Source organism: Pseudomonas sp. R3-56, assembly GCF_051132075.1.
Taxonomy (GTDB): Bacteria; Pseudomonadota; Gammaproteobacteria; order Pseudomonadales; family Pseudomonadaceae; genus Aquipseudomonas.
In genome coordinates this window covers 3644448-3668470 of record NZ_CP071657.1, presented here as the reverse complement: position 1 = coordinate 3668470, position 24023 = coordinate 3644448, and the positions used below count along the sequence as shown (strand labels likewise).

The window sequence follows — 24023 nt, the reverse complement described above, 5'->3', positions numbered from 1 at the left end:
ATGGACAGGCCAACACCTCCGGTGTCTTTGATCGAGTTGTCTGATTTCTCCGCTTACGGCATCCGGCTAACTCCAGCCCCAGAGGTAGTGCAGTTTGAGATCACTGAGCAAACACGGTCAGCTCTCGTGGCCTGGATACATCAGGCACAACTACGCAGCGAGGACTGCCTTTTTCCTAGTCGGCTAGGCACCACGCCAACCAAAGCAGCTCGTGTCTAAATAATTTATTACGCGTACCGTTTTCAGCAGGAGTCACGCCCATGTGCTTGGTGAGCGCGCTGCGAAAGGTTTCGATATTGGCAAATCCACATATGGCCGCCAGTTGCTTGGGCGCGTCCTTGCTAGCCTCGAGCAAGGCCGTACCGTCGCCGCGGGATGCTTCAACCCACGCAGCCGGGGTGACTCCAACCTCTGCCCAAACAAGCGCGCGAAATGCCAGGAGCTCAGGCCGGAATGGGCAGCCATTGCTTCCACTCTCAGTGGGTGCTCCGGACTCTCCGCAACCAACGCTGCGCTTCCTGCAGTACCGAGCGACCGGAAGGCACTTTCCCTCCCTTACGACTGAAATTTGTCTGTCCGCTAGGACGTTTGAAGATCATCACTAACTTTGATGCCAATCGTTTGAACAGCGGCCTTGTTAATCAGAGGGCACACTCGTTGGTGGGTAGCGCTGCTAGACCAGAACATCATTGGTGTACTTAAGTTGGACAAATCGCGTCAGAGCTATGACCACTAGCCCGCTACCGCGGTCGTTGTTCCGAGGGGTTTGGAATAAGAAATCATGCTTGACCAGTTCTGGAGAACCCTAGGCGGCTACAGCCTTCTGCGTCGGAACTCATTTTGCTGAAAAGTGATGCCTCCGCACATGTGAGGGTTCGCCCCACTTACGCCTAAACAAATCCTACACAAATAGTATGATGCCGGTTTGACATCTACTGACCGGTCTGTATACTCGGCCGACTTTTCACTGGGAGATATTTCACATGGACGTGTTGAGTCCTTCTTCATTTGCTGAGGAGGCACTGTCGTGGGTTCAGCCACAGGCTTTCGAGACATTTGTTCATCTGCTTCGCTGGCGATCGGAGCACACACCTGATCGCATGGCCCTGACCTTCTCCGCTAGTGGCAACGAAGTTCAGAGTTTTACCTATGCAGAGCTCGATCAGGCTGCGCGTGGAGTTGCGACCAGCCTGCAGGCGCAAAACTGTGTAGGCGCTCGCGCCGTCATTCTGCTCCAACCGAGCGCAGACTATGTCTTGGCGCTTTTGGGTTGCTGGTACGCCAGAGTGACTGCAGTTCCTGTGTACTCACCCCGGAAAAACGTATCCAGCCATAGGGTGCGGAGCATCCTTGAGGACGCCGGCGCTCGGGTTGTAATGAGCACCGCGAGTGTTCTCAAGGAACTGGATACTCTGCAATGGGCAGTAGGTGGCTCGGGACCTATGGTGCATGTCCCCGTTGACCAATTGGACTTGCAAAGCGCTGACAGTTGGACCGAATCGAATGTCAACGGCAACACCCTTGCCGTATTGCAGTACACGTCCGGCTCTACGGGCGCTCCCAAGGGCGTGCGACTGCAACATCGTCACCTGATAAAAAACTCCGAGATGATCCACCACGCGATGGATACCAAGGAGTCGGATGTCGCCGTAGTCTGGCTTCCGCCCTACCACGATATGGGACTGATCGGAGGAATCCTGCAACCCTTTTTCGGCGGTTACCCTGTCCACTTAATGGCACCCGCTACATTTCTGCAACGACCGTTGCGCTGGCTGGAAACGATCTCACTCTATAAGGGTACTGTCAGCGCGGCCCCCAACTTCGCTTACGACCTGTGCACCAAGCGCATCAAGCCGGAGCAACTGGCAAAGCTGGATTTGTCTAGTTGGCGCTTGGCCGCCAACGGTGCAGAACCTATTCGTAAAGCCACTCTGGACGCTTTCCAGGCTGCTTTCAGTCCGGCAGGTTTCAGTCCTTCTGCATTCTTTCCCTGCTATGGCATGGCTGAAACAACGCTACTAATCGCTGCTCCAGACCCTCATATACCCTACGTGCATTTGCCCGTGGACCGTCAGGCCCTAAAAAATGGCCGATTAATGACCGGAGGCAACGACACTGTTGATTTGGTAAGCAGCGGCGTACCAGCTCAGGACGTAAGCCTTTGTATCGTCGATCCGAAAACCCGCCAGCCGCTGGCCGACGGTTTCGTTGGTGAAATATGGGTGGCAGGACCGATGGTTGCCGACGGCTATTGGAATAATCCGGAAGCAACTCAAGAAACGTTTTATGCCTACCTGGACAACGGCCTTCAACCCTGGCTGCGCACAGGTGACCTGGGGGCAGTGCTTGAGCGGCAGGTTTACGTCACAGGACGAATCAAAGACCTGATTATTGTTGCCGGTCACAACCATTACCCCAGCGACATCGAGGCGACCGTAATGAATGCCCACCTTGCGGTGCGCGCCCATGGGGTCGCAGCCTTTGCCGTTGAGGCTGAGGGCGAAGAACGCTTGGCGTTGGTCGTCGAACTCGATAAAGGGTGGCGGGACTTGGACCTGTCCATCGTTCGCGAAACCATTGTCGCTCAGGTTTCCCTGCATCATCAGTTGCGGGTTCACGCACTGACGTTCACCTCGATCAATAGCGTTGCCAAAACCTCAAGCGGCAAAATCCAGCGCGGTCAAACCCGTGACTTGCTGGAACGCGGCGTGATTCAGCCTTTGAGTCAGAGGGTTGAGTCATGATTCCTGCCCAATATATTGAAGCTTTGATGATGGAACAGTCTCTGGGCGACCCCTGGCTGGGCAGCAACTCCCTGTCATATGCTCAGGCCCTAGCAATGGACGAGGAAGATGCATTTCCTGAGGTCCAGGTCACTGCGCTTCATACCATAGGGCTGCCCCGAAGCTACGTGCCGACTGCTTACGGCGGCACTTTTCGCAATTGCGAGACGTTTGTAGCAATGGGCCGTGTGCTGGCAAGGCGTAATATGTCGGTTGCCGTGGCGTACAGCACCATGCTGTGGAGCACACTGGGGTGGATAGGCGGCAGTGAAACGCAAAAGCGTGAAATCGCCCGCTGGATCATGGAACACGGCAGTTTCCCGTGCCTGGCGTACTCGGAATCCGAGCACGGCGCAGACCTCAGCTCCAACCAACTGACCGCCACACGCAATCAAGACGGCTCTTACACCCTCAACGGCGAAAAGTGGCCGATCAATCGGGCAATACGCTCTGACTTTCTGGTGCTGCTGGCGCGCACTGATCTGGGTGCGCACATGCGCAATCACTCGCTATTCATCGTGCGCAAAGATCAGCTCAACAGCCAGTGCTATTACCACTTGCCACGCGTCAAGACTCATGGCCTCAAGGGCTGTGACATCAGCGGTATCGGGTTCCGCGATTGTGTGATTCCCGCTTCGTGTCTTGTTGGTGCTGAAGGCCATGGACTGGAACTTGCACTTAAGGGTTTTCAAGTTACGCGTACTTTCTGCACGGCTCTCTCGCTGGGGGTAGGAGACACAGCGCTGCGGTTGGCCGCAGATTACGCCTCACGCAGACGCCTCTATGGCGATGCAATCAATAAGCTGCCTCACACCCAGGACGTGCTGGCGAATGCTTACGTGTCGCAACTTATCGCCGAGTGCGTGTCAATCGTTTCGGCACGCGGCCTTCATGTGTGCCCGGAGCTCTATTCGTCATGGTCCTCGATTGCCAAAGTCGAGGTCTGTCACCTGGTCGACTTTTCATGCAAACAGTTATCCGGCGTGCTGGGCGCGAGGTTCTACATGCGCGACCAGCAAGGCGTCGGGATATTCCAGAAGTTCATACGAGATGGCGCCGTCGTGTCGATCTTCGATGGCAGCAGTGTGGTCTGCCTCGACAGCCTGGCAACTCTGCTGGACACCCTGACACGGGACAACGCCGTCTCACCTGGAGACAGCTGCATCACGCTCCTGTTCGACCTGGAATCCGCGTTGCCAGAACTCGACTACGGACGGTTGAAACTGTTTTCCCGCGAGGGCGACCCGATGATGGGCTCGCTGCCTCGATTAATAGAGCTTCTGGAGCAGATAAGCCCATGTGGTGACTGCGATACGCAAGGGCTTGAGCGACTGAAAGTTGCCGGGCGGCAATTTCTGGTTGCCGTGGAAAGCCTCAAAGCACAGATACGCCAGCCCGTACCGCGCGGTGTGCGCAACAGCGCCCGGCGCATCGCGCAGGCAGAACGGTATTGCGCCGTGTATGGCGTAGCCGCCTGCCTGGGGATGTGGCTTCTCAATCGAGAAAAATTCGGCAGTGCCTTCAAGACCGGCCTCTGGCTGGAAGCTGTGCTTCAGCGTGAGCTATCGGCGGAATTTCGCAATGGATCGTTGGAGCCAGGCCTGGCAAGCGCCTTGTTTGAACAAATGGACAGCCAGCGCAAGCGTGGCGAAATGTATTCAATCATGAGCTGGCCGCTTGCCAAGACAGACCAGGCCGAGCACATCCGCCGCGTTGATTTGCACAAGGAGCATCACGATGAACTGCAACCCATTTGACCTGCAACACTTCCAAAGCAAACTGAGCGTCATGGTCGAGCGCGAAATGCGCCTGGAGCAGGGTTCGGTCGCGACCGACCGCAATCTGGCGGAGTACGGTCTGGACTCGATCGCGGCGCTGACAATCGCTGGCGACCTGGAAGATGAACTCGGTGTCGAGTTGCCGCCCACATTGCTCTGGGATTATCCAAGCATTGATGACCTCGCCCATTACCTGCTGGGCATTGCCAGCGGTATGTTGGGAGAGCTTGCATGAAGCAGTTGGCCGACGCCTGGCCAATCAGCGAAGAGCAGAAAGGACTCTGGTATCTGCATCAGGTCAATCCTGACCTGGGCGCCTATAACCTCTTGTTCAGCTGCACTGTGCGCAAAGTCAACGGCGCATGGCCCGATACACGCTTTTTACAGGACATGATTCGTGATTACCCTGTATTGCGCTCGGCATTCGTCAGCTCCACTGGCGGGGTAGAGCAACGGGTATTCAGTGATCTGCAAGCCAGAGTTCTGAGCACCGATGCACGCCATCTGGATGAGCAGGCGCTGCGCGCATTGGCCCGTGAGGACAGCCGCACGCCGTTTGACCTGAGCGCGCCGGGATTGTGGCGAGTGCATCTTTATTACATGGCACACGACCGCTGTCTGGTGGTGCTGGTCATGCACCATATCGCATTCGACTTCTGGTCCGTCGGCCTTTTGCTGAAGGAAGCAATGGCTCGGGCGCAAGGTACGCCGTCGCTGTTACCCCTTGACGAGGCTAATGGATACGACCTGTATGCCCGCCTGAAGCCTTCAGCGCAACGCATGGCTGAGCTTACGGCGTATTGGACACAGCATCTGCACAACGCCCCTTCGCTACACACTTTGCCTCTGGACCGGCCGAGGCCAGGAAAGCCGCAATTTCAAGGCGCGAGCGTGGCATTCACACTCAGTGCGAGCACCAGCGAAGGCATCAGGACCGCAGCGAAACAGCTGCACGCAACGCCTTACATGGTGATGCTGGCCATCTACGCAGTATTCCTCAGCCATTGGTCCGCCAGCGACGAGGTCGTGATCAGCACGCCTGTGGCCAACCGTGCTGCCCGGCGCTTGCGCAATACCTTGGGTCAGTTCGTCAACACACTATGTCTGCGTGTCACGACGTCTGCATCGGCAAGCTTTGCCCAAGTGTTGAGCCAGGTCAAAGACACGGTGACCGGTGCCATCCGGCATCAGGACATGCCCTTCTACCGGTTGGTAGAGAGCCTCGCCCCCAAGCGCGACAACAGCTACAACGCGATCGCCCAGTTGGGCTTTTCCTGGGAGAAGTTGCCAGTCCTCGCAGACTTTGCGGGCTTCTACAGCCATGGCGAAGGTGACGAAGCGCTCTTGGGCGATAACTTGCAACTGGGCGGTTTTCATGTTCCGCAGCAGGAAGGACAACTCGATCTGATGCTGGAAATGGGCGGGGAAGTCGGCGGCGCCTATGAGGCGATCTTCAAGTACAACCCGCAGCTGTTTGAAGCCACCACGCTTCATCGCATGAGCGGTGCACTTGCAAAGCTCGCTGCACGGCTGGTCGCTGATCCTGAGTTGCCCATCGAGCAATTGCTCCCCGGAGACCCCGTACAGCAGGCACAGTGGGCGTCCCAGGGTAAGGGCGCGCCGCTTGAGATTGAAGGGCGAAGCGTGCTCGGGCAGATTGCCGAGCATGTCCGGACTCGCCCCGATAGTTCGGCGGTCGCCGACGCTTGCTCTGCGTATACCTACCGGCAACTTTGGCAACGCAGCGAACGTGTGGCCCAGACGCTAAAGGCCAGTGGCGTGCGGCATGGCGACCGCGTCGGGTTCAAGCTTGAGCGCAGTGTCGAAATGGTGATGGTCATTCTCGGTATCTGGCGCATTGGCGCCAGCTACGTGCCGCTGGACCCGCATTTTCCTTCTGATCGACTCGCTTACATTGCCGACGATGCGCAGTTGCGCCTTGTGGTGACGACTGCCGAGCTGGATGATTTTCCGTCGAGTCTGGAACGTCTGTACCTCCACACCCTTGACACACAGGTGGCCTTGCCGCTTGCGCCGCTCTCGGGCGATGACGACACGGCTTACATCCTCTATACCTCGGGATCGACGGGCAAGCCCAAGGGCGTTGAGATCGGCCATCATGCCTTGACCAACTTCATGCTCAGCATGCAGGCGAGCCTGGGTTTCGACGCCCAGACGCGCTTGTTGGCCGTGACGACGCCGTCGTTCGACATTTCGGTGCTTGAGCTGTTCTTGCCACTGGTTGCGGGCGGTCATGTTCAGGTCGCGGATTATGAAAGCACGCGTGATGGCGGATTGTTGAGCGGGTTGATTGACCAGCATTCGATAAACGCGATGCAGGCTACTCCGGCGACTTGGCACATGCTGCTGGAGCGCGCCGAGCCGGGCGCCCTCAAGGCATTGAGGGTGCTCTGCGGCGGCGACGTGCTTGCTCAGCCACTCGCTGACCGACTTCTGCTTGAGGCCTTCTCGGTGTGGAATCTCTATGGACCCACCGAGACGACGATCTGGTCTTCGCTGATGGAGCTGCAGCCTGGCGTGCCCTTGAGCCTGGGGAGGCCGATTGCCAATACCGATTTTCTTGTCCTGGATGAACACCAGCGTCTGCTGCCTCTCGGCATGCTTGGCGAGTTATGGATCGCAGGTGCCGGCCTGGCTAAAGGCTATTGGCAGCGCAGTCAGCTGACGCGTGATCAATTCCGCGACGATCTGGGGTTTGATGGCAAACGCTGGTACCGCACGGGTGATCGAGTGCGTTGGAACGGTCGAGGCGAACTCGAACATCACGGTCGCCTGGATTTTCAGGTAAAACTGCGCGGTTTCCGGATCGAGCTGGAAGAAGTGCAGGCTTGCCTGGCAGCAATTGACGGCGTTGACCAGGCCGTGGCCGCCGTTATCGAGAACGAACGGGGAAGCATGCTGGTCGCTTATCTGGTCGTGCGCCCGGATGCTCAGCCAGCCGTCGCCGAGATTAAGCGTCAACTCAAAACAAAGTTGCCTGCTTACATGGTGCCGGGTGATTTTGTATTTCTGGAAAAATTCCCGCTTACTCCTAACAACAAAATTGATCGCAAGCGTCTGCCAGCGCCAAGCCGTCCTCTCGAACGCTTGGATGTTATAGCACCCCGCGATGAGCTTGAGCGCCAATTGATGCTTATCTTCCAGGCCGTACTGCGTACCGATACTGTATGCATTCACGATGACTTCTTCGATATCGGCGGACATTCGCTACTGGCGGTTGAACTGGTTGGACGCGTCCAGAAAGACTTGGAACTGACGCTCAAGGTCGGCGAATTGCTCGATAATCCTTCTATCGCCAGCCTTGCCGAGCGCCTGCGCCGGGGCGAGAGCCTGTATCGGGGCAATCTGATCACGCTGCGCAAAGGTCACGGGCGCCCCGTCTGGCTGTTTCACCCCATTGGCGGAAATGTAATCAGCTATCGCGAGTTGAGTCGCCATCTAGCAGGCACGCGGCCAGTGCTCGCAGTACAGTCTCCGGGACTGGAGAACACCGACGATGTCGAAGTGACCATTGAAGCAATGGCCAGTCGTTATCTGCTGGAAATGCGTGAAGTTCAGCCGACCGGGCCATATCTGGTGGGCGGCTGGTGCTTCGGTGGCGCTATTGCTTACGAAGTCGCAAGACAACTCCAGGAAGAGGGCGAAACGCTGGAAGGCCTCTTCCTTGTGGATACCCGCGCGCCCATCGCAGAAAACGTGCCTGATGATGCCGACGACTCGACATTGCTGTCGTGGTTCGCTCGGGATCTGGCGACGCCCCACGGTATGCAATGGCACATTGATCCTGCTGTATTGCGAGCTAAGGAAGGATCGCAGGCCTTTGCATATGTGCTGACCGAAGCCAAGAAACTGGGCGTGTTGAGTGAACAGGCTGATGGCGCGCAACTGGCGCGGTACTTCGAAACCTATCTTGCGAATGGCATTGCTCTGCAACTGTACTTTCCATCGCCAACCACACTGCCGATGTTGTTGATGCTGGCTCGCGACGAGGTCGCCGATTACGGCCAGCTCCTTGGGTGGGACACGCTGGCCCATGGGGGACTGACTGCAGTCGAGCTGGCTGGCGATCACAACAGCATCATGTATGCGCCCCAGGTAATGGCTGTGGCTGAGCAGATCAACACGCACTACCTTACCGTCTCAGTGCTGGAGCCTCAATCATGATTCGCGCCGAATACAGCCGTGCTTTGAATGTATCAAGAGCAGTGCTGTTCGATTATCTGAGTAATCCCATCAACGACCTTAATTGGCAGGCTTCCTGTGTAGATGCACGTCTGCTAGATGGCAATACTGATGTCGGCAGTCGCTACGTGATTGTCTTCAGCTTTCTGGGCCGGCGCATGAACTTCGAATGCCAGATTACCTGCGTCGAAGCGCCGGCTATATACATGTTCAAGGTGTTGCAGGGCTCATTCCACTACGAGGGCATGTACCGCATGGAAGACATTCCGGACGGGACTCGCCTGAGTTGGCAATTTGATGTGGAGCCGGGCAAGTTTTTCGGAATTTTGCCGGTATCGCTATTAAGAAAAGTGCTGGTTTCTCAGGTGGAGAAGGATTTCTCGCGCCTGGAAGTATTGCTGCAAGAAGCGGCGGCTATCAAGCCCAAGGAATTGATCCATGTATAACTATGCAAACTTCATCATTCGCTATCGGATCTGGGTTATCTCTCTGGTTCTGGTCATCACTGCCGTACTGGGCGCGTTTGGCGCTGGCCTTAAAATCGTAATCGATCCAGCGACCCTTGCACCTCAGGGGCATCCGCTGATCCAGGCAACCAACCATGTCGAAAAGATATTTGGCTCCAAGTACCTGATGATCATTGGCATCACGCCAAAACAGGGCGATATCTATCAACCTTCGGTACTCAAGGCCGTTGCCGACATCACACGTGAACTTGATGCCACGCCGGGTGTGGTGCGTTCGACGCTGTTGAGTCTGGCCAGCCGTCAGGCCAAAGGTATCAAAGGCACCGATGAAGGGTTCGAAGCCCGCCCGTTGCTCGGTGATTTATCTGATGCGGTAGATTATGAGGCGCTCAAGCAAACGCTAAAGGACAACCCCGTTTATCAGAACGCCGTGGTGTCCGCCGATGGCCGCACTGCGGCCATTCTTGTGGAACTCAAAGAGCGTTCCGACGGCTTCACCAACATGGTCGCGCCCATCCACAAGGTGGTCGATGCGCATGTCTCTGATCAGTACACGATCAGTTATGGCGGTAACCCTGTTTATCTGGAAAAAACCGAGCAGTTTGCCAACCGGATCAACATTCTCTTTCCGATTGCCATTCTGATTATCGGTCTGTTGCACTTTGAAGCGTTCCGTACCAAGCAGGGCCTGATCCTGCCACTGGTCACTGCGCTGATGGCCGTCATGTGGGGCACTGGTTTTATGGGCGTCCTGGGCCAGTCGATGGACATCTTCAACTCACCGACACCCATATTGATTCTTGCCGTGGCCGCAGGTCATGCGGTTCAGTTACTCAAGCGGTATTACGAAGAATACGCCCGGTTGCGTCGCACGACCGAGCTGAGCCCTGAGCAGGCCAACCGCCTGGCAGTGATCAACTCCATGGTCGGCGTAGGCCCGGTCATGTTGATCGCAGGCAGTATCGCAGCCATCGGCTTCTTTTCGCTGCTGGTGTTTGATATTGCTACCATCCGCGCCTTCGGGATATTCACCGGCATTGGCATCCTCAGCGCCATGCTGCTGGAAATGACCTTCATTCCCGCCATTCGCTCGCTGCTCAAGCCGCCAAATGAAAAGGCACTGCAAACCGAGCAAAAGGTGCGCATCTGGGATCGCATCCCGGCCGCAGCTGCGAAGTGGGTAATCTGCCGACCGCGTCGCACCGCAATGTTCGTGATCTATGGCGTGGTTACACTCGGTTTGATTGTTGCCATGCAAAGCGTCGTTATCGACAATGCCAGCAAGAACTTCTTCTCAGCGAATCTTGATATCCAGAAAGATGATGCCTTTCTTAATCAACAACTGGGCGGTACCAACAGCCTGTACGTCATGATTGAGGGGCAGCAAGCCGATGCGATGAAGCAACCGGCTGTGCTCAATGCGATCGTTGGTCTGCAGCGTTTTGCTGAGACTCAACCCGAAGTTGGCAAGACGCTTTCGATCATCGACTTCTTGAGCCGCATGCACCAGGCCATGAACAATGACGATAAAGCCTTCAATCGTCTGCCGACCCAAGAGAATCTGGTTTCCCAGTATCTGCTGCTTTACTCGATGTCTGGCGAGCCGGGTGATTTTGATTCCTATGTCGACTATAACTACCAACGTGCCAAAATCACACTCCTGCTCAAGACCGGCAACAACACGGTCGTCAAGGACCTATTGAGCAAGTTGCAGGCTCAGGCAGATGCTACTTTTCCTTCAAACGTGAAAGTGTCATTTGGGGGTGACGTCGCGCAGACCGTTGCTCTGACCGAAACGCTGGTAAACGGTAAGCTGCGCAATATCGCGCAGGTAGCCCTGGCGATTTTCCTGATCTCGGCGCTGGTATTCCGCTCAGCCTTCGCCGGCATTATTGTTCTTGCACCGCTGGCCTTGTCCGTAATCGCTGTGTTCGGCGTCATGGGTCTGTTGAACATTCCACTCAATATTCCCAACTCGCTCATTTCTGCGATGGCTGTTGGTATAGGTGCCGACTACGCTATTTACATGCTTTACAGGCTTCGCGAGCAAGTTCGGGCGGGCGATGATCCTTCGACGGCTGTGCGCAATACATTAGCAACTGCGGGTAAGGCCTCGCTGTTTGTGGCCACCGCTGTGGCCGGTGGTTACGGTGTACTGGCCCTGTCATTTGGTTATAACGTGCATTTGTGGCTATCAATGTTCATCGTTATCGCTATGTTGGTCAGTGTTGGCTCATCGTTGACTTTAGTGCCCGCGTTGGCATTAGCCTTCAAGCCCGGGTTTATCTTCAAGGATAGACAAAACTACTCAGTTCAGTTGAATGCTGGGCTGATATTGATTGGGTCTGCAATGGTTCTGGGTCACGTACCGACTACTGAAGCCGCACAGTTGACTCCGGAACAGGTGATGCAAAACAGCTTCCAGGTCACCAAGGTGGCGGACTCGTCTACGGACGCAACGTTTACGCTGATCAACGCCAATGGCGAAAAACGCGTCCGTAAAACAGAGGGGTACACCAAGCTGCAGGCCGACGCCAGCCAGAATAATATGCGATATGTGAAGTTTGTCTCACCGCCCGATATCAAGGGGACCGCGACATTACTAATCGAGCATGCCGACGCCGATGATGACATGTGGGTTTATCTCCCGGCGCTAAGCAAGGTACGCCGACTTTCAGCGTCCAACAAACGCGACAGCTTTGTGGGAACCGACTTCAGCTACGGCGACATCATTGGCCATAATCCTGCACAGTGGCGCCAGCAACTGCTTCGGATGGAAACATTGAGCGACGGCACGCAGGCTTACCTTATCGAGTCCACTCCAAAAGCAGAAAAAGTCGGTAAGGATACGGCCTATTCGAAAATGCAAAGCTGGGTGCGGGCAGATAATTTTGTCGCGGTTAAAGTCGAATTCTACGATCTGAGTGGTCAGCCTTTGAAGCGCATTGAATCTTCCGACTTGCAGCAGGTAGGTACTCAAGGCAAGTGGCAGCCCATGCAGTCGCAAGCCGAAAATCTGCAGACCGGCCACAAGACGCAAATTGCATTTGAGCATTTCAAGGCTGATCAAGGCGTCTCGGATCAGTACTTCAAAGCGCAGGCCCTTGATCGATGAAGCGTTGGGGTACATTGCTGTTAAGCGCCGCGCCAGCTCTGGCTATGGCCAGCCTCGATGTCGACAACACTTTGTCGCTTCGAGGTGGGGCCTGGAGTGGCGACCGCTCATTGAGCCAACAGACCGATATTTTTACGCCCTCATTGTGGGCGCACACCAGGGTGTTGACAGATACACTGGGCCAAGGCGTATTTGATGGGTGGGTGGGGGGCCAGAGCCGGGGCGAAGCACGTCACGGTTTGGTTCGCGAAGCCTACTGGCGCAACGATGCCGGTGCGATGTCGATCAAGGCAGGGAGGCAAATCATCGTATGGGGTCGTGCTGACGGTCTTAATCCTACGGATAACCTGTCACCACGTGACTTTACGAAACTCACTCCGGAAGACGGTGATCAACGCTACGGAAATACGGCGTTGAATATCAGTTATGAGTGGGACGCGGGAACGCTTACAGCTATTTGGTTCCCCAAAGCGGCAACTCACACTATACCGCTTACCAAGTTGGCGAACGTGGATTATGACGTGCGCAAACCTGATTCATCGCAATGGGCGCTGAAGTGGGATATGACTGGCGATAATGTGGATGGCTCGCTTTCCTACTTCGACGGCTTTGATCCAATGCCCGACCTCGTACCTGGCCTGCTGACCGCCAGCGGGGCCACGGTAAGGGTCGAGTCACAGCGCACTCGCTTTTTTGGGGCGGACATTAGTATGGCTCGCGACGGTACGCTCTGGCATGCCGAAGCAGCTGTATCTGATACTCAAAGCGAAGGAACAAACGATTTCCGCCATAAAAAGCCTCAGCTATGGGCGGTGGGCGGAGGAGAGTGGCGAATTCTCGACAATACCACTCTAGGGCTGCAACTTACGTATACGCATGTGTTCGATTATTCCAACGCTAAGTCTCTGCCTCCAGGCTTTGAACGGCAGGTTGCCATTCGTCAGGCGGCAACCAGTGCACAAACGTCTAAAGACCAGTTGGGCTTCACCTGGCGGCTTGCAGACACCTGGTTCAATGATTTGCTAAGAGTAGAAATAAGCGGCGTCAACGCACAAACCTCCGGAGGCGGGATTGCGCGGCTGAAAACTGATTACGCCGTGACGGATAGAGTCAAGCTCGCAAGCGGTTTCGATTATTATTATGGGGCCGAAGATACTTTCTTTGGCCAACTTAGTGATAACAAAACGGTGTACGTTCAGGTGGAGTACGGCCTGTAGTGTTCTTGTAGGACAATTCCTGTCACGGCAGTAGCTGTCGAGCGTGCTTAGCTCATCCGAAGCTCGCTTGGTCTAGCGAGCTACGCTTTAGAGGGTGAGTGCCCGACTTAGCGCAAAGTTCTCGGTCGAAAGCGTTACGAAAAATTGCCACACCCTAGGGCCGGCAGTAAGCGGCTGGGGAAGTCACCTTCCGAACTCCAGCATTAAGGGCGATGGTGTCCGCGTATTTTTAAGCGGATGCGATCGCCCTTAACGTCAGGATTTCCATGCGCCAACGAAGCTCTTACCCGAAACCCTTCAAGGCCCTGGTTGTTCAGGAATGCCTGCAACCGGGCGCAACCCTATCCAGTATCGCCATCAGCCACGGTATCAACGCCAACGTGATCCGCAAGTGGCTACCACTTTACCGAGATCAGTCACCAGCGGCGCTGCCAGCTTTCGTTCCGTTGAGAGCTACGCCCAAACGGCAGGCGGAAGCATTGGCGATTATCGAGCTGTTGCTTGGCGAGCAATCGATCGCAGTAAAATGGCCAAGCGCTGAGGCGCACTGGTTCGATATCTTGAGGACGGCGCTGTGCCCATCGATAATAACGCGGTCGAAAATCAGATAAGGCCATGGGCGCTTGGACGCTCGAACTGGTTGTTCGCCGGATCGCTACGCAGCGGCAAACGGGCGGCAGCAATCATGAGCTTGATCCAGTCTGCGCGCATGAATGGGCATGATCCGTATGCGTACCTGAAGGACGTTCTTACTCGGCTGCCACATCAGTGGGGCACTGTTAATTTATTGGAGATGGCAACGTTTTAGAGTGGCTGAAAGCGAAATGACAAAAGAGACGGCACGTTACATCTTGATCACAGGCGCTGCAGGTACCGGCACCACGACCTTAGCGGATGCTTTAGCAAAGGAACTGAGCACAACTCACCTGGAAGCAGATGATTTTTTGTGGCTGCCCAGTAACCCGCCATATCAGCATCTGGCAGACAAAACGCAACGAGGAGAGCGCTTGCTACAAGAAATGCGCTCTCATGGCCGTGCAGTGGTTGCCGGATCAGTAATGGGCTGGGGTCAACCGCTTGAGAGCGAATTTGATCTTGTGGTGTTCCTTTATCTTCCTGTTGAACTCAGATTAGAGAGACTAAAACGTCGGGAGGTAAAACGCTTCGGTCAAGCAAAGCCGGAGTTTCTGGCTTGGGCAGCTCAGTATGATGAGGGGGGCGTCCCTGGACGTAGCTTGGCCAGGCATCAGGAATGGCTGTCTGCGCTTACCTGTACTGTCTTAAAGCTTGAGGGGGACATATCCGTTACAGATCGGGTACAGCAAATACTGGATGCAGTCGACGGACTGAACCACACACCGTCAGTCATGTGAACGTGTGTTGGCTATACGCTTACGGCCGGCAGGCTCTGAAGGGAGTGTCCATTGGCAATGGCGCTTGCTTCAAGCTTCTCACGTTCTGCGTCAAGAAAAAGGAACATAGCGTTAAGTTCCGTGATCTTTGTTTGTATTTGCGCCATTTTGTTGGCAACAAGCGCTGCACCATGTGCGCAATTAATCGTCTTTTGTCGTTTGGCGGACAGTATTTGACCAATCTCTGCCAGTGAAAAGCCCATTTCTTGCGCGCTCTGGATAAATCCGAGATCAAGGAGGGTTTGGTCACTGTAGGTCCGGTAATTGTTAGCCTGTCGTTCGGTTGCTATCAAACCCTGCGCTTCGTAATAGCGAAGCGCGTGGCGCCCAATCCCACTCCTGCGCTCTAATTCACCTACCTTCATAAAAATTCTCCTTGACTGTAGAGGGACCTCTATAGTTTAGCCTGTACTCGTCATTAACCCAAGGATTGGTAGCGTGTATGGAATGTTTTGTAACCGGCGGTAGTGGATTTGTAGGTTTGCATTTACTGGCTTATCTTACCGCTAGGGGCCATAAAGCCTGGGTGCTTATGCGTAACCTCAGCAATCTGGAGAGCCTCAAGGTGCAGGTTAGCTCCCTAGGGGGCAACTCTGGTTGTATACATGGCGTCAAGGGGGACCTCAGTACCCCAGGCCTCGGTCTCAGCGATGCTGACCAACGTAACGTCAGCTCGGCGCATGTCATATTCCATTTGGCTGCACAATTCTCGTGGGGTTTGACGATGGAGGAGGCTCGAGCTGTTAACGTGGAAGGGGCGCTTAGGGTGGCCAAGCTTGCAGTCGTGCAGCAGACAAGATTTTTGATGGTAGGTGGGTACATGATAAAAAATGATACACATCTTGCAAAAGTTGGTATTGATACGCAGCACCCTGAAAAAACTGACTGGTTTAAAGTGTACAAGCGAGTTGGTGGTTACGAAGGCAGTAAGCTCGAGGCGCATTTTGTGGTTACTCGATATCTAGAAGAACAATCGGCCGACTACGCTGTCGTCCATCCTGCAACAGTGTACGGCCATAGCGAGAGCGGGCACATTTTGAAAGGCCAGCCGACTGAACAGCTTATTCGGAATCTATCCTCTGGCAAGCTCAAGGCAATTCCAGGTAATTCTGAGCACTGGTTACCATTGGTCAGCGTCGATTACCTTGTGGCGCTGATTATGTATCTAGGCTTTGACTCGTCGGCGGTCAGGCAACAGGTGCTTGCGTTGAATGAAGCGACCCCTAGCCTATTAAATTTGGTTAAACAAATTTCTAATTACCTGGGTGTTAGAGCGCCTAACCGCTACATTCCGAAAGGCCTACTGAGGTTCTTCCTCACAATACCTGGGATGGAAAACCGCTTCGCAACGAGTCGAGAGTCTTTGAACTTTATACAAATAGAGCGTTTCGATATGAGCATCAGTAAATATTTTGAAACTAGATATGAGCTGCATCATCCGGATCTCAGACGTACATTAGAAAAAACTGTTAAATACGTCAAAAATACGTTAGTCGATTCGTCCGAGCATCACTTCTTCTCAAAAACACCATGAGTCAGCCAAATTTTCAGGGTCAAAAAAATGACCATTGTGGCATTCTGGACTCGAGTTTGGTAAAATCAGTCTCTAATCTGAGGCTAACTTATGTCCGCAGCGAAAGAGAAACTGTTAAGTACCGCACTCCAGCTCTTTATTGAAGATGGATTGCATTCTGTTGGAATAGATAAAGTTGTAAAGGTTTCAGGGGTTAGCAAAATGACTCTTTATAAGTATTTTCCCTCAAAAGATTTATTGATTGAAAGTGCTTTAACTCTTTACCATAATCAGTTGCTCTCGGAGTTAAAAGAGGACGTCGCTGGGGGGGGGCCAGGTTTGGAGCAACAGCTCTTTTCGCTACTGGCGTGGTATAAATCCCGTTTTCTGGTTGGGGACGATTCTCGCGGTTGTCTTTTTGTATCTGCTGTGAATATGTATCCAAGTAAAGACCACCCTGTCCATCGTGTGTGCTTGTTGCATAAGAGTACATTGATAGATTTATTCGCTATGTTGTTGGGAAGTTATGGCTATAAAAATTCAACAGCTTTAGCTCTACAGTGCTTGATTCTATTTGAGGGTGCTCAAAACCTTACGGCTATTGGAGTAAAAGGAGGGGCTATTGATACCGCAGTTTCTGTTATCATGGTATTGTTGAAGCTTAACGCCCCTGATCTTAATAGTCATCAAGTATAAATTCTTCGGTATAATAATCTCTTTCAATAATAGTTTTTGGCTGATTATTCTGCCTTAGTCTCGTCAATGATTGATTGCTATCGCACTGGCCTAGCTAGGGCTGGGCGCTGGTTCGATCTGAGCTGAGCTCCGGGCATTTGGGGGTTCCGCGAAGCTCAACGAGGGGGGATTTCGGCTCAAAGCTATCAGTTGCGACTGTCGTTGGTAGCAGATAGGACTTCATGAACGGCAGCTTCTGGCCGATTCTGTTGAAAAAGTAGCTCCCCTGACTGGCCTCCGGCAAAATCACTTCATTGGCCGGAGGGGGATCACACAGCATGATGGGACAGTTGAGCGTTCACACGTCACCAAAGCCAACACCATCATCTTCCGATCAGATCCTATTTGTGCGCAAGGGCAATGCCAAATGGAATCTGCCAGGAGGTCGCGTAGAAAAGGGCGAGACGCCTTTGCAAGCAGCGAGGCGAGAAATGGCTGAGGAAACGGGGCTGATATTTGACCAGCTTTCCTATGTCTCGCAGTACATGGATGACAAGGTCGTTCATTTTCTCCTCGAAGCAACACCGGCCATAAACCAGAAGCCCCGTGCGGCCAATGAAATCGATGACTGTCGCTGGTTTACAATAAAAGAGTTAAGCAAACGTAATGTCCGTGGCGCGATCAGGACATTGCTCAAGTGCTGCGCGTCTGATACGGGGGGCAGGGCAGCGGTCGGTAAAGCCAGTTAAGCTCAGCATCCGTTCTATGGCGAGCCTTCGTAGCGTAACTCGGCTTATGCCTATGTCCGCTCAGCAGGCCCAGAACCGGGAATCAAACTGTTGCAGGCCGGGAGCGGCTAGAACCGTCTGCGTCTCCGCTCCACATTCGCGGCGCAACGGCGGGATCGCGTACTGGTAGGCGTTGATAGCTAATTGATATTGCGCGCAGCGTTGAGCCATGAAATGATTGACCCATTTAGACTCGGCTCCGAAGCGAATTACTCGAGCTAATACCACGCTAACGAATACACACAAGGATGATATCTGTGACCGCCTCAATACGCGCTTTCTTATCTCATAGTAGTAAGGATAAAAGTTTAGTTGGTCCGGTGTTTAATAACTTAACTGCAGCTCATGCACATTATGATGAGGCCACTTTCGAAAAGGGTGAGACAAGCGCGTCGGAAATTTATAAAGCAATTAGCAATTCAGAAGTGTTTGTTTTGTTTTTATCTAAAAATTCGATAAATTCCCCCTGGGTGCAGACAGAGTTGGTGTTGGCCCAGCAGAAAATATATTCTGGAAAAATCAAGAAAATTTTGGTCTTTTTACTCAATGAGTTTGATCATGACGAGATTCCTGAATGGCTACTTGAGTATGTGTATCGAAAAACCTCAAGCCCGGGAATCATAACAACCGCAATACGCTCAGCACTTTTTGATATTGCTCTGGCGGAGAATTCTAATTTATCCATATTCATGGGGCGCGATAATGAAATTAGTATGCTAAAAGAGTCACTTTCAAGCTTATCTGCGGACTCACCCCAAGCAATTTTTCTCGCTGGCAACGATGGTATTGGTAGACGAACACTGGCCAAGCGTGCTCTTCAAGATGTACATCCGCAATTAATAAGGATGCCAATTGAGATAGTTTTACGTGATGCTGACTCGGACATCGAATTTTACCGCTCGCTCCTTAGTCAGGGCGAGCATTTAACAATTCTGCAAAGCATAAATAGAATAGAACAGTTTACTTTGCTGAGCTTAGCTGAGCGTACAGAACTCCTAGTTGAATTAATCGAAAAAATCTCCAGTCAAAGGCAAATTGTTTTTTTGCGCGGGAAGGAATCATTAGTTCGTGAAGATGGTAGCTTTGCAGAGTGGATTAACTTGATTTTGTCTAGTTTGGCGCCATCGCCATGGCCTAAGCTAGCTATAATTGCCCGGCGGATGATTCCCGCCACAAAGAGAAGAAGACATCCCAACGTGGCCTTCTTTCCAATAAACAGTCTAGATGAAAACTCCTCCAAACGACTTTTATCAATTTGGTTAAAACACTATCAGGCGGATATAGACAATACACTTGTAGATGAAATTTCTGAATACGTAACTGGGCATCCTAGAAATATTCAGATTGCTGCTGCACTTGCTGCAGAGTATGGGTCGGCGAGGCTAAAAACTCAAAGGCCCGATTTCTTGGAGGCTATCCGCCAGCAAGCTAGGTCACTAATCGAGGGTATCAGTTTTGACTCTGAACAAGAGAATATTTTAGCGCTATTTCGAGAGTACGAGTACTTGTCGGCGGAGGATATTTTCGTCGCAATCGGAACCGTGGATGAAATGGAGTTATCTAAAACCCTCAGCTATCTTACGGATCATGGGATTCTGGAAAGCGAGGGTCCGTATATTAGAATGGCACCTTATCTCCTTGATACGCTTTCGCGATACAATTGGACTGATGAAACCCGTAAATTTATCATCGAATGCCGAGGTCGGCTTCTAGAACGGGTCAACAATATATCAATTGATGATTATGCAAACATATCTACAATCGATGCATGGGTGCTCTCCTCTTTGAGGCAAGAGATAACCACTGAGAATATTATCCTCGCTCGATGCCTGTTACCTTCACACTTGTTGCGCGTTAGTAGAGAGTTTTACGATCGTAAAGATTTTTTTCGGACTATTGAGCTTGCACAGAAAGCATTGCATGGAAGTAATAAACTTTCATCTGAAGCCCAAGTTGAGTCGCTAAGGTTGATTTGTCTTTCAAGTGTGCGATTGGGACAAGATAAGACATTATACTCTTCTCTTGATAAGCTTACAGCATATGGCCACACATCAGCACTTAGGACTGCTGCTTTTATAAGGGGGTTTAAAGCAAGGTATGATGGGAATATAGATATCGCAGAGCGCGAATATCGACAGGCCTTCGAGTTTGACGGGAAGAAAAATTTTCACATCCTTCGTGAACTTGCACAGATCCTCAAGATTAAAGAAGAGTTTGCGGATGCTGAAGAGTTTTCTAGAGCTGCGCAGAACATCGCAGGGAGAAATCCTTTTATCTTAGATACTTTGCTTGAAATAATTATCGAACGAAACAAGGATAATCAAAAATTCCTGAGAGACGACAAAGAGCTTCATGCATTGTTCGAGGACTTAAAGGAGGCTGCGCATCGAGAACAACGAAGTTTTTATGAAAGCAGACTTGCACACTACTATTCGTGCTTGCATGATCCATCAGAAGCAGAAAAATGGGCAATGGAAGCCGAAAAAATTACTCCATCTCATGTGCCAGTTTTGCTCACTCTTGCAAAGATTCAAATTAATAGCAACAATACCTTTGATGCCGATAAGACTTTAAATAAAGTTCAGAAAATAGTTATTGGTGCTGGTAAAAATGCTGACAGACGAAATGTGGCTGAATTGGATAAGTTGAGGATTTTACTCTTGACACAAAGTGGAGACTTTAGTGGCGCTAGAGCGGCGCTTCAGCGGGCGCGGGCTCTCCCTCAAAAAATCCAAGAAATTCTAATGAAGAAAATTGATATCGCGCAAGCTTATCAAGGTAAATAGATAAGGCCACAGACTCCTCTGAAGCATATGATTGCTTCGGAGGAATTACTGCTTAACGAGGTGCGTCTGGCCTCCACGATCGTCCGCTTGTGGCCGATTGTGTTGAAAAAGTCGGTTTTTCCAGGCTGCCCGCGTACTGACTGCTGAAAACGCTTTTCTTGCGCGGAGTTACGTGAAATCTGAGCCCGTAACCCTTTGCTCAATATAAAGATTTTCAATCTCAGGCGCGTACTTTTCTGCCGTGGATACGATGGTCGACTTTTTCAACACAATCGGCCGATTGTTGCCCGTCGTATAGGGCTCTTATCGACCGATTCTGTTAAAAAGTCGATCCGGCCTGGTTACCCGTGTATTGAGCGGTGAAAGCGCTTTTTTTGCACGTCGCTACGTCAAATCTGAGTCCTAAACCTTCTGCGCTAAAACACAGATTTCAATCTCAGATGCGCACTTTTCTGCAGTGGAACCGAAGCCGCTTTTTTCAACAGAATCGGCCGAAAGCAGTCCTCCGAGTGATCGCTCAGGCGTTGGATGGTAATGCCAGCGAATAGATGACGGTGTGCGGCTTTTTGACCGTCCCATCAGGGTGGCTGGCCTGCTGGCGTGAATAGATGAGGTGATAGCTTGCGAAGGCTCGGTGCAAGCTCATCCCGGTCGTGACTGCTAGCCCTTCTTGGCGTTTCTGGGGCCATCAGGTGGCTGGCCTCTGAGCTCAATTGGCGAGTGCACTTTAATCATCAATACGTCAATCGCGAGACTGATGAGAGATGGTCATGCAGCAGCTTATAAAACGCCTTAAAAACTACCGTTGGAACCACACGGGTAATGCCCGCTCAGGTTTTAATCCGGGGCTGTACAGCAGCAACGGTATCGCTTTGTCGACCCTGCGTCAGGATTTAGTGAATATTTGCGGGAGCGTGGTCGACCACCTCGGTGGGGCAGGGGCCACCGTGCTCACTCCGATTGCCAGACAAAAACGCCTAATCATGGGGCCCCTGCGCATTGTGTTTAGTGAGAAGGGTGTAGAGGTGAGTCGGAAAAAAAAACGGGTGCCAGCACCAACGCGGCGGTTCCGGTGGCGTGAGCCGTTCAGCCAGCATGGTCGCGCCTGTGAACAGCATCATTGGAATGTGCCATGCCCCGCTAACAAGCGGTACGAACATCCAGGCCCAGCACGAAACGATACAAAAGAGGCTATGCGTCATGCCGAATATCAGACAATCCCTGTCGGCAGCCCAGCCGAACATACTGATTCGGCGCAGTTGATGGCAGCGATTGAGTGCAGCACGGTGCCACGGGCTTGCGCTCCATAGCATCGCGATCAGCAGCGCCACGGCCAGGGCGTTTTTTATGACAGCAATCTGTAGCAACAACGCCAGGGCCGCCAGAATGGGGCCAACTGCCATCCACAGCGTACAGTAACCGAGCAGGAACACGACCGACGCTCGTATGCGCCTGCTTGGCAGGCTGGAACGCCAGACATGCACCAGTGGCATCGCCAGAAGGGGCGGCATCATGGCCAAAAGCATCAGGGCCCAACCCGCCAGGATTCGGTGGATGGGGTTCAATGCGAGCTCCGCTTGCAGCACTGTGGGCCAACTCGTGATGATCGATAGCCCTTTCACTGTCACGCAAAACGCGGGACCTTCTGTGTGCACCTCGTTGTAAGCGGAAAGGGCCAGGCCGAGTCCCGCCGCGGCTAAAAGCAATGGCCAGGGATCGTAAGTAAAAATGCGTAGACGTGGGCCTAGCCGCATGACGTCGCACTCAACCCACGGCACCGGTTTGCATCGCGGATCTGCACATACCACGTTGGGTGGGTGACAGGTGCTGGGGTGAAGGTCATTGTCATGCCCGACTCCTTGTCGTCAATAACAAAAAAAACAGTGGAGCCAATCCTGGTCGCCAGCATGCGTCTTGCTCGAAATGCCCTGGCGACCCGGTAGTATCTAGACAAGCAGCGCCTAGGTTGCCTTGACGGTGATGAACGAGGCGACCAGTCCAGCCGGCTCGCCGTTGTGAGGCTTCATGCGGATTACCGACCCGGTGATGGCCGGAACCTGGCTCACGCCGTTGGGCCAGTGCTCCGTCAGCGATCCGTCGTAATTGTAGAAGTAGTCTTGTGTCGAGGTTCCGGGACGCCCGCTGCCCGCAATGTGCACATGGTCTGGACGACCGTGGCCATGGGTGATGACCCCCTTCAAATCCATGACGGCGTTTGCCCCGAAACTGAGTTCGCCGATGAACGTCTCGTTGGCGGTGTCCTCTAAGCAGCCCCGAATTTCCCTCGGTATCTGTTCTGGAATTGTGTTACGAGATGCACTCGCTCGCATACGCCTGGTAGCCACAATCCTTTCTCGCATGGACGAGCTCCCGGCTTGATGGCCGCTCTACGAAATTACGGCGGCGCAAACCAACCCATTTTGGCCTTTGATTGTTGTTGCTGATCGGCGTCCGCACGAGCGAGTTGCGCTCGCCGTTTTTTGCATGACGAGATTGAATCAAATCATCAATCCAGCACCACCGCCCCAAGCCTCTCAAGCTTGCGACAACGCGTCACCAGCAGACCTGCCGCGATCAACAGAACGCTCAGCACGCCGGTCGCCAGGATCTCCACACGATGCGCTTCCTGGAACAGCATGATGGTCAGTATCCGGAGATGAATACGATCACCGCGTAGGTCAGGCCCGGGAACAGCCACCTCTTGTAGGCAATTTTCTCGCCGCCGGCCATGCGCTTCTGGCGCGGGCGCAATTGGGATATGGCGATCACCAGGTACACCAGCAAGGCGATAGCGCCAGAACTTGCGAGCAGGAATTCGTACACCGCAGCCGGGGCCACGTAGTTGGCGAATACCGCGAGGAACGCTGCGGCAGCCCACGTTCAACATGCGAATCATCAGCTCAGAGTCCATCGAAGGTCGCCCAATTGGGCTGTAAAAATCGGCGAGGTAATGGCGCAAGTCGCTCAGATCGAGACACCGATCAATGCTGCGCAGGAGGTGGTTGGCTGGGATGTGATCTTCAAGGTTGAACGAGTCGCTTCTGCCCATTCGATAACGGCCCCATCATGCTGTGTGCTTCCCTGCTGGCCAATGCAGAGATTTTGCCGCAGGCCAGACAGGGGAGCTACTTTTTCAACAGAATCGGCCGATTGCTGCCTGTCGTAGAAAGGCAGCATCTGACCCAGAGCTGCCGTTCATAAAGAGTACTCACGGGTCAGAGGCGGTCGGTCGAGCTTTTAAAGTGGACCAGACTCCCTTTCGCTTAGGAGGTATGCAAAAATCGTC

Annotated in this window: 16 protein-coding genes and 4 pseudogenes; 15 read left to right on the top strand and 5 right to left on the bottom strand. The window is 53.1% G+C overall.

The features are described from left to right. The 11 genes and pseudogenes from J3P96_RS16370 to J3P96_RS16320 all read left to right on the top strand — a co-directional run. Window positions 1-213: pseudogene (locus J3P96_RS16370) on the top strand (hypothetical protein); the annotation flags it as partial. 770 nt (window positions 214-983) lie between these two features. Next, window positions 984-2744, top strand: coding sequence for a fatty acyl-AMP ligase (locus J3P96_RS16365; protein WP_434652368.1), 1761 nt, complete (start codon window positions 984-986; stop codon window positions 2742-2744). Beyond that, the gene (locus tag J3P96_RS16360; protein ID WP_434652367.1) at window positions 2741-4540 is read left to right on the top strand and encodes an acyl-CoA dehydrogenase family protein; all 1800 of its coding nucleotides are present in this window, start codon (window positions 2741-2743) and stop codon (window positions 4538-4540) included. The genes J3P96_RS16365 and J3P96_RS16360 overlap by 4 nt, the downstream gene beginning before the upstream one ends. Then, window positions 4521-4796 (top strand): acyl carrier protein, encoded by a 276-nt coding sequence (locus J3P96_RS16355; RefSeq protein ID WP_434652365.1) that lies wholly within the window; start codon window positions 4521-4523, stop codon window positions 4794-4796. The genes J3P96_RS16360 and J3P96_RS16355 overlap by 20 nt, the downstream gene beginning before the upstream one ends. After that, window positions 4793-8746: a non-ribosomal peptide synthetase gene (locus J3P96_RS16350; protein WP_434652363.1), complete on the top strand. Its 3954-nt coding sequence runs from the start codon at window positions 4793-4795 to the stop codon at window positions 8744-8746. The genes J3P96_RS16355 and J3P96_RS16350 overlap by 4 nt, the downstream gene beginning before the upstream one ends. After that, window positions 8743-9210, top strand: coding sequence for an SRPBCC family protein (locus J3P96_RS16345; protein ID WP_434652361.1), 468 nt, complete (start codon window positions 8743-8745; stop codon window positions 9208-9210). The genes J3P96_RS16350 and J3P96_RS16345 overlap by 4 nt, the downstream gene beginning before the upstream one ends. Then, complete coding sequence (locus J3P96_RS16340) at window positions 9203-12346, top strand: outer membrane lipoprotein-sorting protein (RefSeq protein ID WP_434652359.1); 3144 nt, start codon at window positions 9203-9205, stop codon at window positions 12344-12346. The genes J3P96_RS16345 and J3P96_RS16340 overlap by 8 nt, the downstream gene beginning before the upstream one ends. After that, complete coding sequence (locus tag J3P96_RS16335) at window positions 12343-13563, top strand: hypothetical protein (protein ID WP_434652358.1); 1221 nt, start codon at window positions 12343-12345, stop codon at window positions 13561-13563. Before J3P96_RS16340 ends, J3P96_RS16335 begins: the two co-directional genes overlap by 4 nt. A gap of 266 nt (window positions 13564-13829) precedes the next feature. Next, entirely contained in the window at window positions 13830-14174 is a 345-nt protein-coding gene (locus J3P96_RS16330; protein ID WP_434652356.1) for a transposase, read from the top strand. After that, window positions 14108-14371 (top strand): annotated as a pseudogene (locus J3P96_RS16325) (IS66 family transposase); the annotation flags it as partial. The gene J3P96_RS16330 and the pseudogene J3P96_RS16325, both read left to right, overlap by 67 nt. A gap of 1 nt (window position 14372) precedes the next feature. After that, the gene (locus J3P96_RS16320) at window positions 14373-14936 is read left to right on the top strand and encodes an AAA family ATPase (RefSeq protein WP_434652354.1); all 564 of its coding nucleotides are present in this window, start codon (window positions 14373-14375) and stop codon (window positions 14934-14936) included. Window positions 14937-14947: 11 nt separating this feature from the next. Here the strand turns inward: J3P96_RS16320 and J3P96_RS16315 are convergent, their stop codons facing one another. Beyond that, complete coding sequence (locus J3P96_RS16315; RefSeq protein WP_434652352.1) at window positions 14948-15340, bottom strand: MerR family transcriptional regulator; 393 nt, start codon at window positions 15338-15340, stop codon at window positions 14948-14950. Window positions 15341-15417: 77 nt separating this feature from the next. Between J3P96_RS16315 and J3P96_RS16310 the strand changes: the two genes are divergently transcribed. The 4 genes from J3P96_RS16310 (at window position 15418) to J3P96_RS16295 (ending at window position 20737) form a co-directional block, all read left to right on the top strand. Next, window positions 15418-16509: an SDR family oxidoreductase gene (locus J3P96_RS16310; protein ID WP_434652351.1), complete on the top strand. Its 1092-nt coding sequence runs from the start codon at window positions 15418-15420 to the stop codon at window positions 16507-16509. A 90-nt stretch (window positions 16510-16599) separates the two neighbouring features. Then, a complete protein-coding gene (locus tag J3P96_RS16305) occupies window positions 16600-17184 on the top strand; it encodes a TetR/AcrR family transcriptional regulator (RefSeq protein WP_434652349.1) in 585 nt (194 codons plus the stop codon). Window positions 17185-17501: 317 nt separating this feature from the next. Further along, window positions 17502-17912: an NUDIX domain-containing protein gene (locus J3P96_RS16300; RefSeq protein WP_434652347.1), complete on the top strand. Its 411-nt coding sequence runs from the start codon at window positions 17502-17504 to the stop codon at window positions 17910-17912. A gap of 296 nt (window positions 17913-18208) precedes the next feature. Then, a complete protein-coding gene (locus tag J3P96_RS16295) occupies window positions 18209-20737 on the top strand; it encodes a TIR domain-containing protein (RefSeq protein ID WP_434652345.1) in 2529 nt (842 codons plus the stop codon). Window positions 20738-21714: 977 nt separating this feature from the next. Here the strand turns inward: J3P96_RS16295 and J3P96_RS16290 are convergent. From J3P96_RS16290 to J3P96_RS16275, 4 genes and pseudogenes are all read right to left on the bottom strand, one after another. Continuing rightward, window positions 21715-22302, bottom strand: a complete 588-nt coding sequence (locus J3P96_RS16290; RefSeq protein WP_434652343.1) for a DUF2182 domain-containing protein — start codon at window positions 22300-22302, stop codon at window positions 21715-21717. 396 nt (window positions 22303-22698) lie between these two features. Beyond that, window positions 22699-22944, bottom strand: a complete 246-nt coding sequence (locus J3P96_RS16285; RefSeq protein WP_434652341.1) for a hypothetical protein — start codon at window positions 22942-22944, stop codon at window positions 22699-22701. A gap of 299 nt (window positions 22945-23243) precedes the next feature. Further along, window positions 23244-23605 (bottom strand): annotated as a pseudogene (locus J3P96_RS16280) (GABA permease); the annotation flags it as partial. 4 nt (window positions 23606-23609) lie between these two features. Then, window positions 23610-23805 (bottom strand): annotated as a pseudogene (locus J3P96_RS16275) (IS5/IS1182 family transposase); the annotation flags it as partial. Window positions 23806-24023: the final 218 nt, after the last annotated feature.

What these genes read in the sequence shown, in the direction of transcription:
- J3P96_RS16285 (WP_434652341.1), bottom strand. Translation starts at nt 22,944, where the DNA reads ATGGATTTGAAGGGGGTCATCACCCATGGCCACGGTCGTCCAGACCAT.
- J3P96_RS16310 (WP_434652351.1), top strand. Translation starts at nt 15,418, where the DNA reads ATGGAATGTTTTGTAACCGGCGGTAGTGGATTTGTAGGTTTGCATTTA.
- J3P96_RS16330 (WP_434652356.1), top strand. Translation starts at nt 13,830, where the DNA reads ATGCGCCAACGAAGCTCTTACCCGAAACCCTTCAAGGCCCTGGTTGTT.
- J3P96_RS16365 (WP_434652368.1), top strand. Translation starts at nt 984, where the DNA reads ATGGACGTGTTGAGTCCTTCTTCATTTGCTGAGGAGGCACTGTCGTGG.
- J3P96_RS16340 (WP_434652359.1), top strand. Translation starts at nt 9,203, where the DNA reads ATGTATAACTATGCAAACTTCATCATTCGCTATCGGATCTGGGTTATC.
- J3P96_RS16335 (WP_434652358.1), top strand. Translation starts at nt 12,343, where the DNA reads ATGAAGCGTTGGGGTACATTGCTGTTAAGCGCCGCGCCAGCTCTGGCT.
- J3P96_RS16350 (WP_434652363.1), top strand. Translation starts at nt 4,793, where the DNA reads ATGAAGCAGTTGGCCGACGCCTGGCCAATCAGCGAAGAGCAGAAAGGA.
- J3P96_RS16300 (WP_434652347.1), top strand. Translation starts at nt 17,502, where the DNA reads ATGATGGGACAGTTGAGCGTTCACACGTCACCAAAGCCAACACCATCA.
- J3P96_RS16305 (WP_434652349.1), top strand. Translation starts at nt 16,600, where the DNA reads ATGTCCGCAGCGAAAGAGAAACTGTTAAGTACCGCACTCCAGCTCTTT.
- J3P96_RS16360 (WP_434652367.1), top strand. Translation starts at nt 2,741, where the DNA reads ATGATTCCTGCCCAATATATTGAAGCTTTGATGATGGAACAGTCTCTG.
- J3P96_RS16345 (WP_434652361.1), top strand. Translation starts at nt 8,743, where the DNA reads ATGATTCGCGCCGAATACAGCCGTGCTTTGAATGTATCAAGAGCAGTG.
- J3P96_RS16315 (WP_434652352.1), bottom strand. Translation starts at nt 15,340, where the DNA reads ATGAAGGTAGGTGAATTAGAGCGCAGGAGTGGGATTGGGCGCCACGCG.
- J3P96_RS16355 (WP_434652365.1), top strand. Translation starts at nt 4,521, where the DNA reads ATGAACTGCAACCCATTTGACCTGCAACACTTCCAAAGCAAACTGAGC.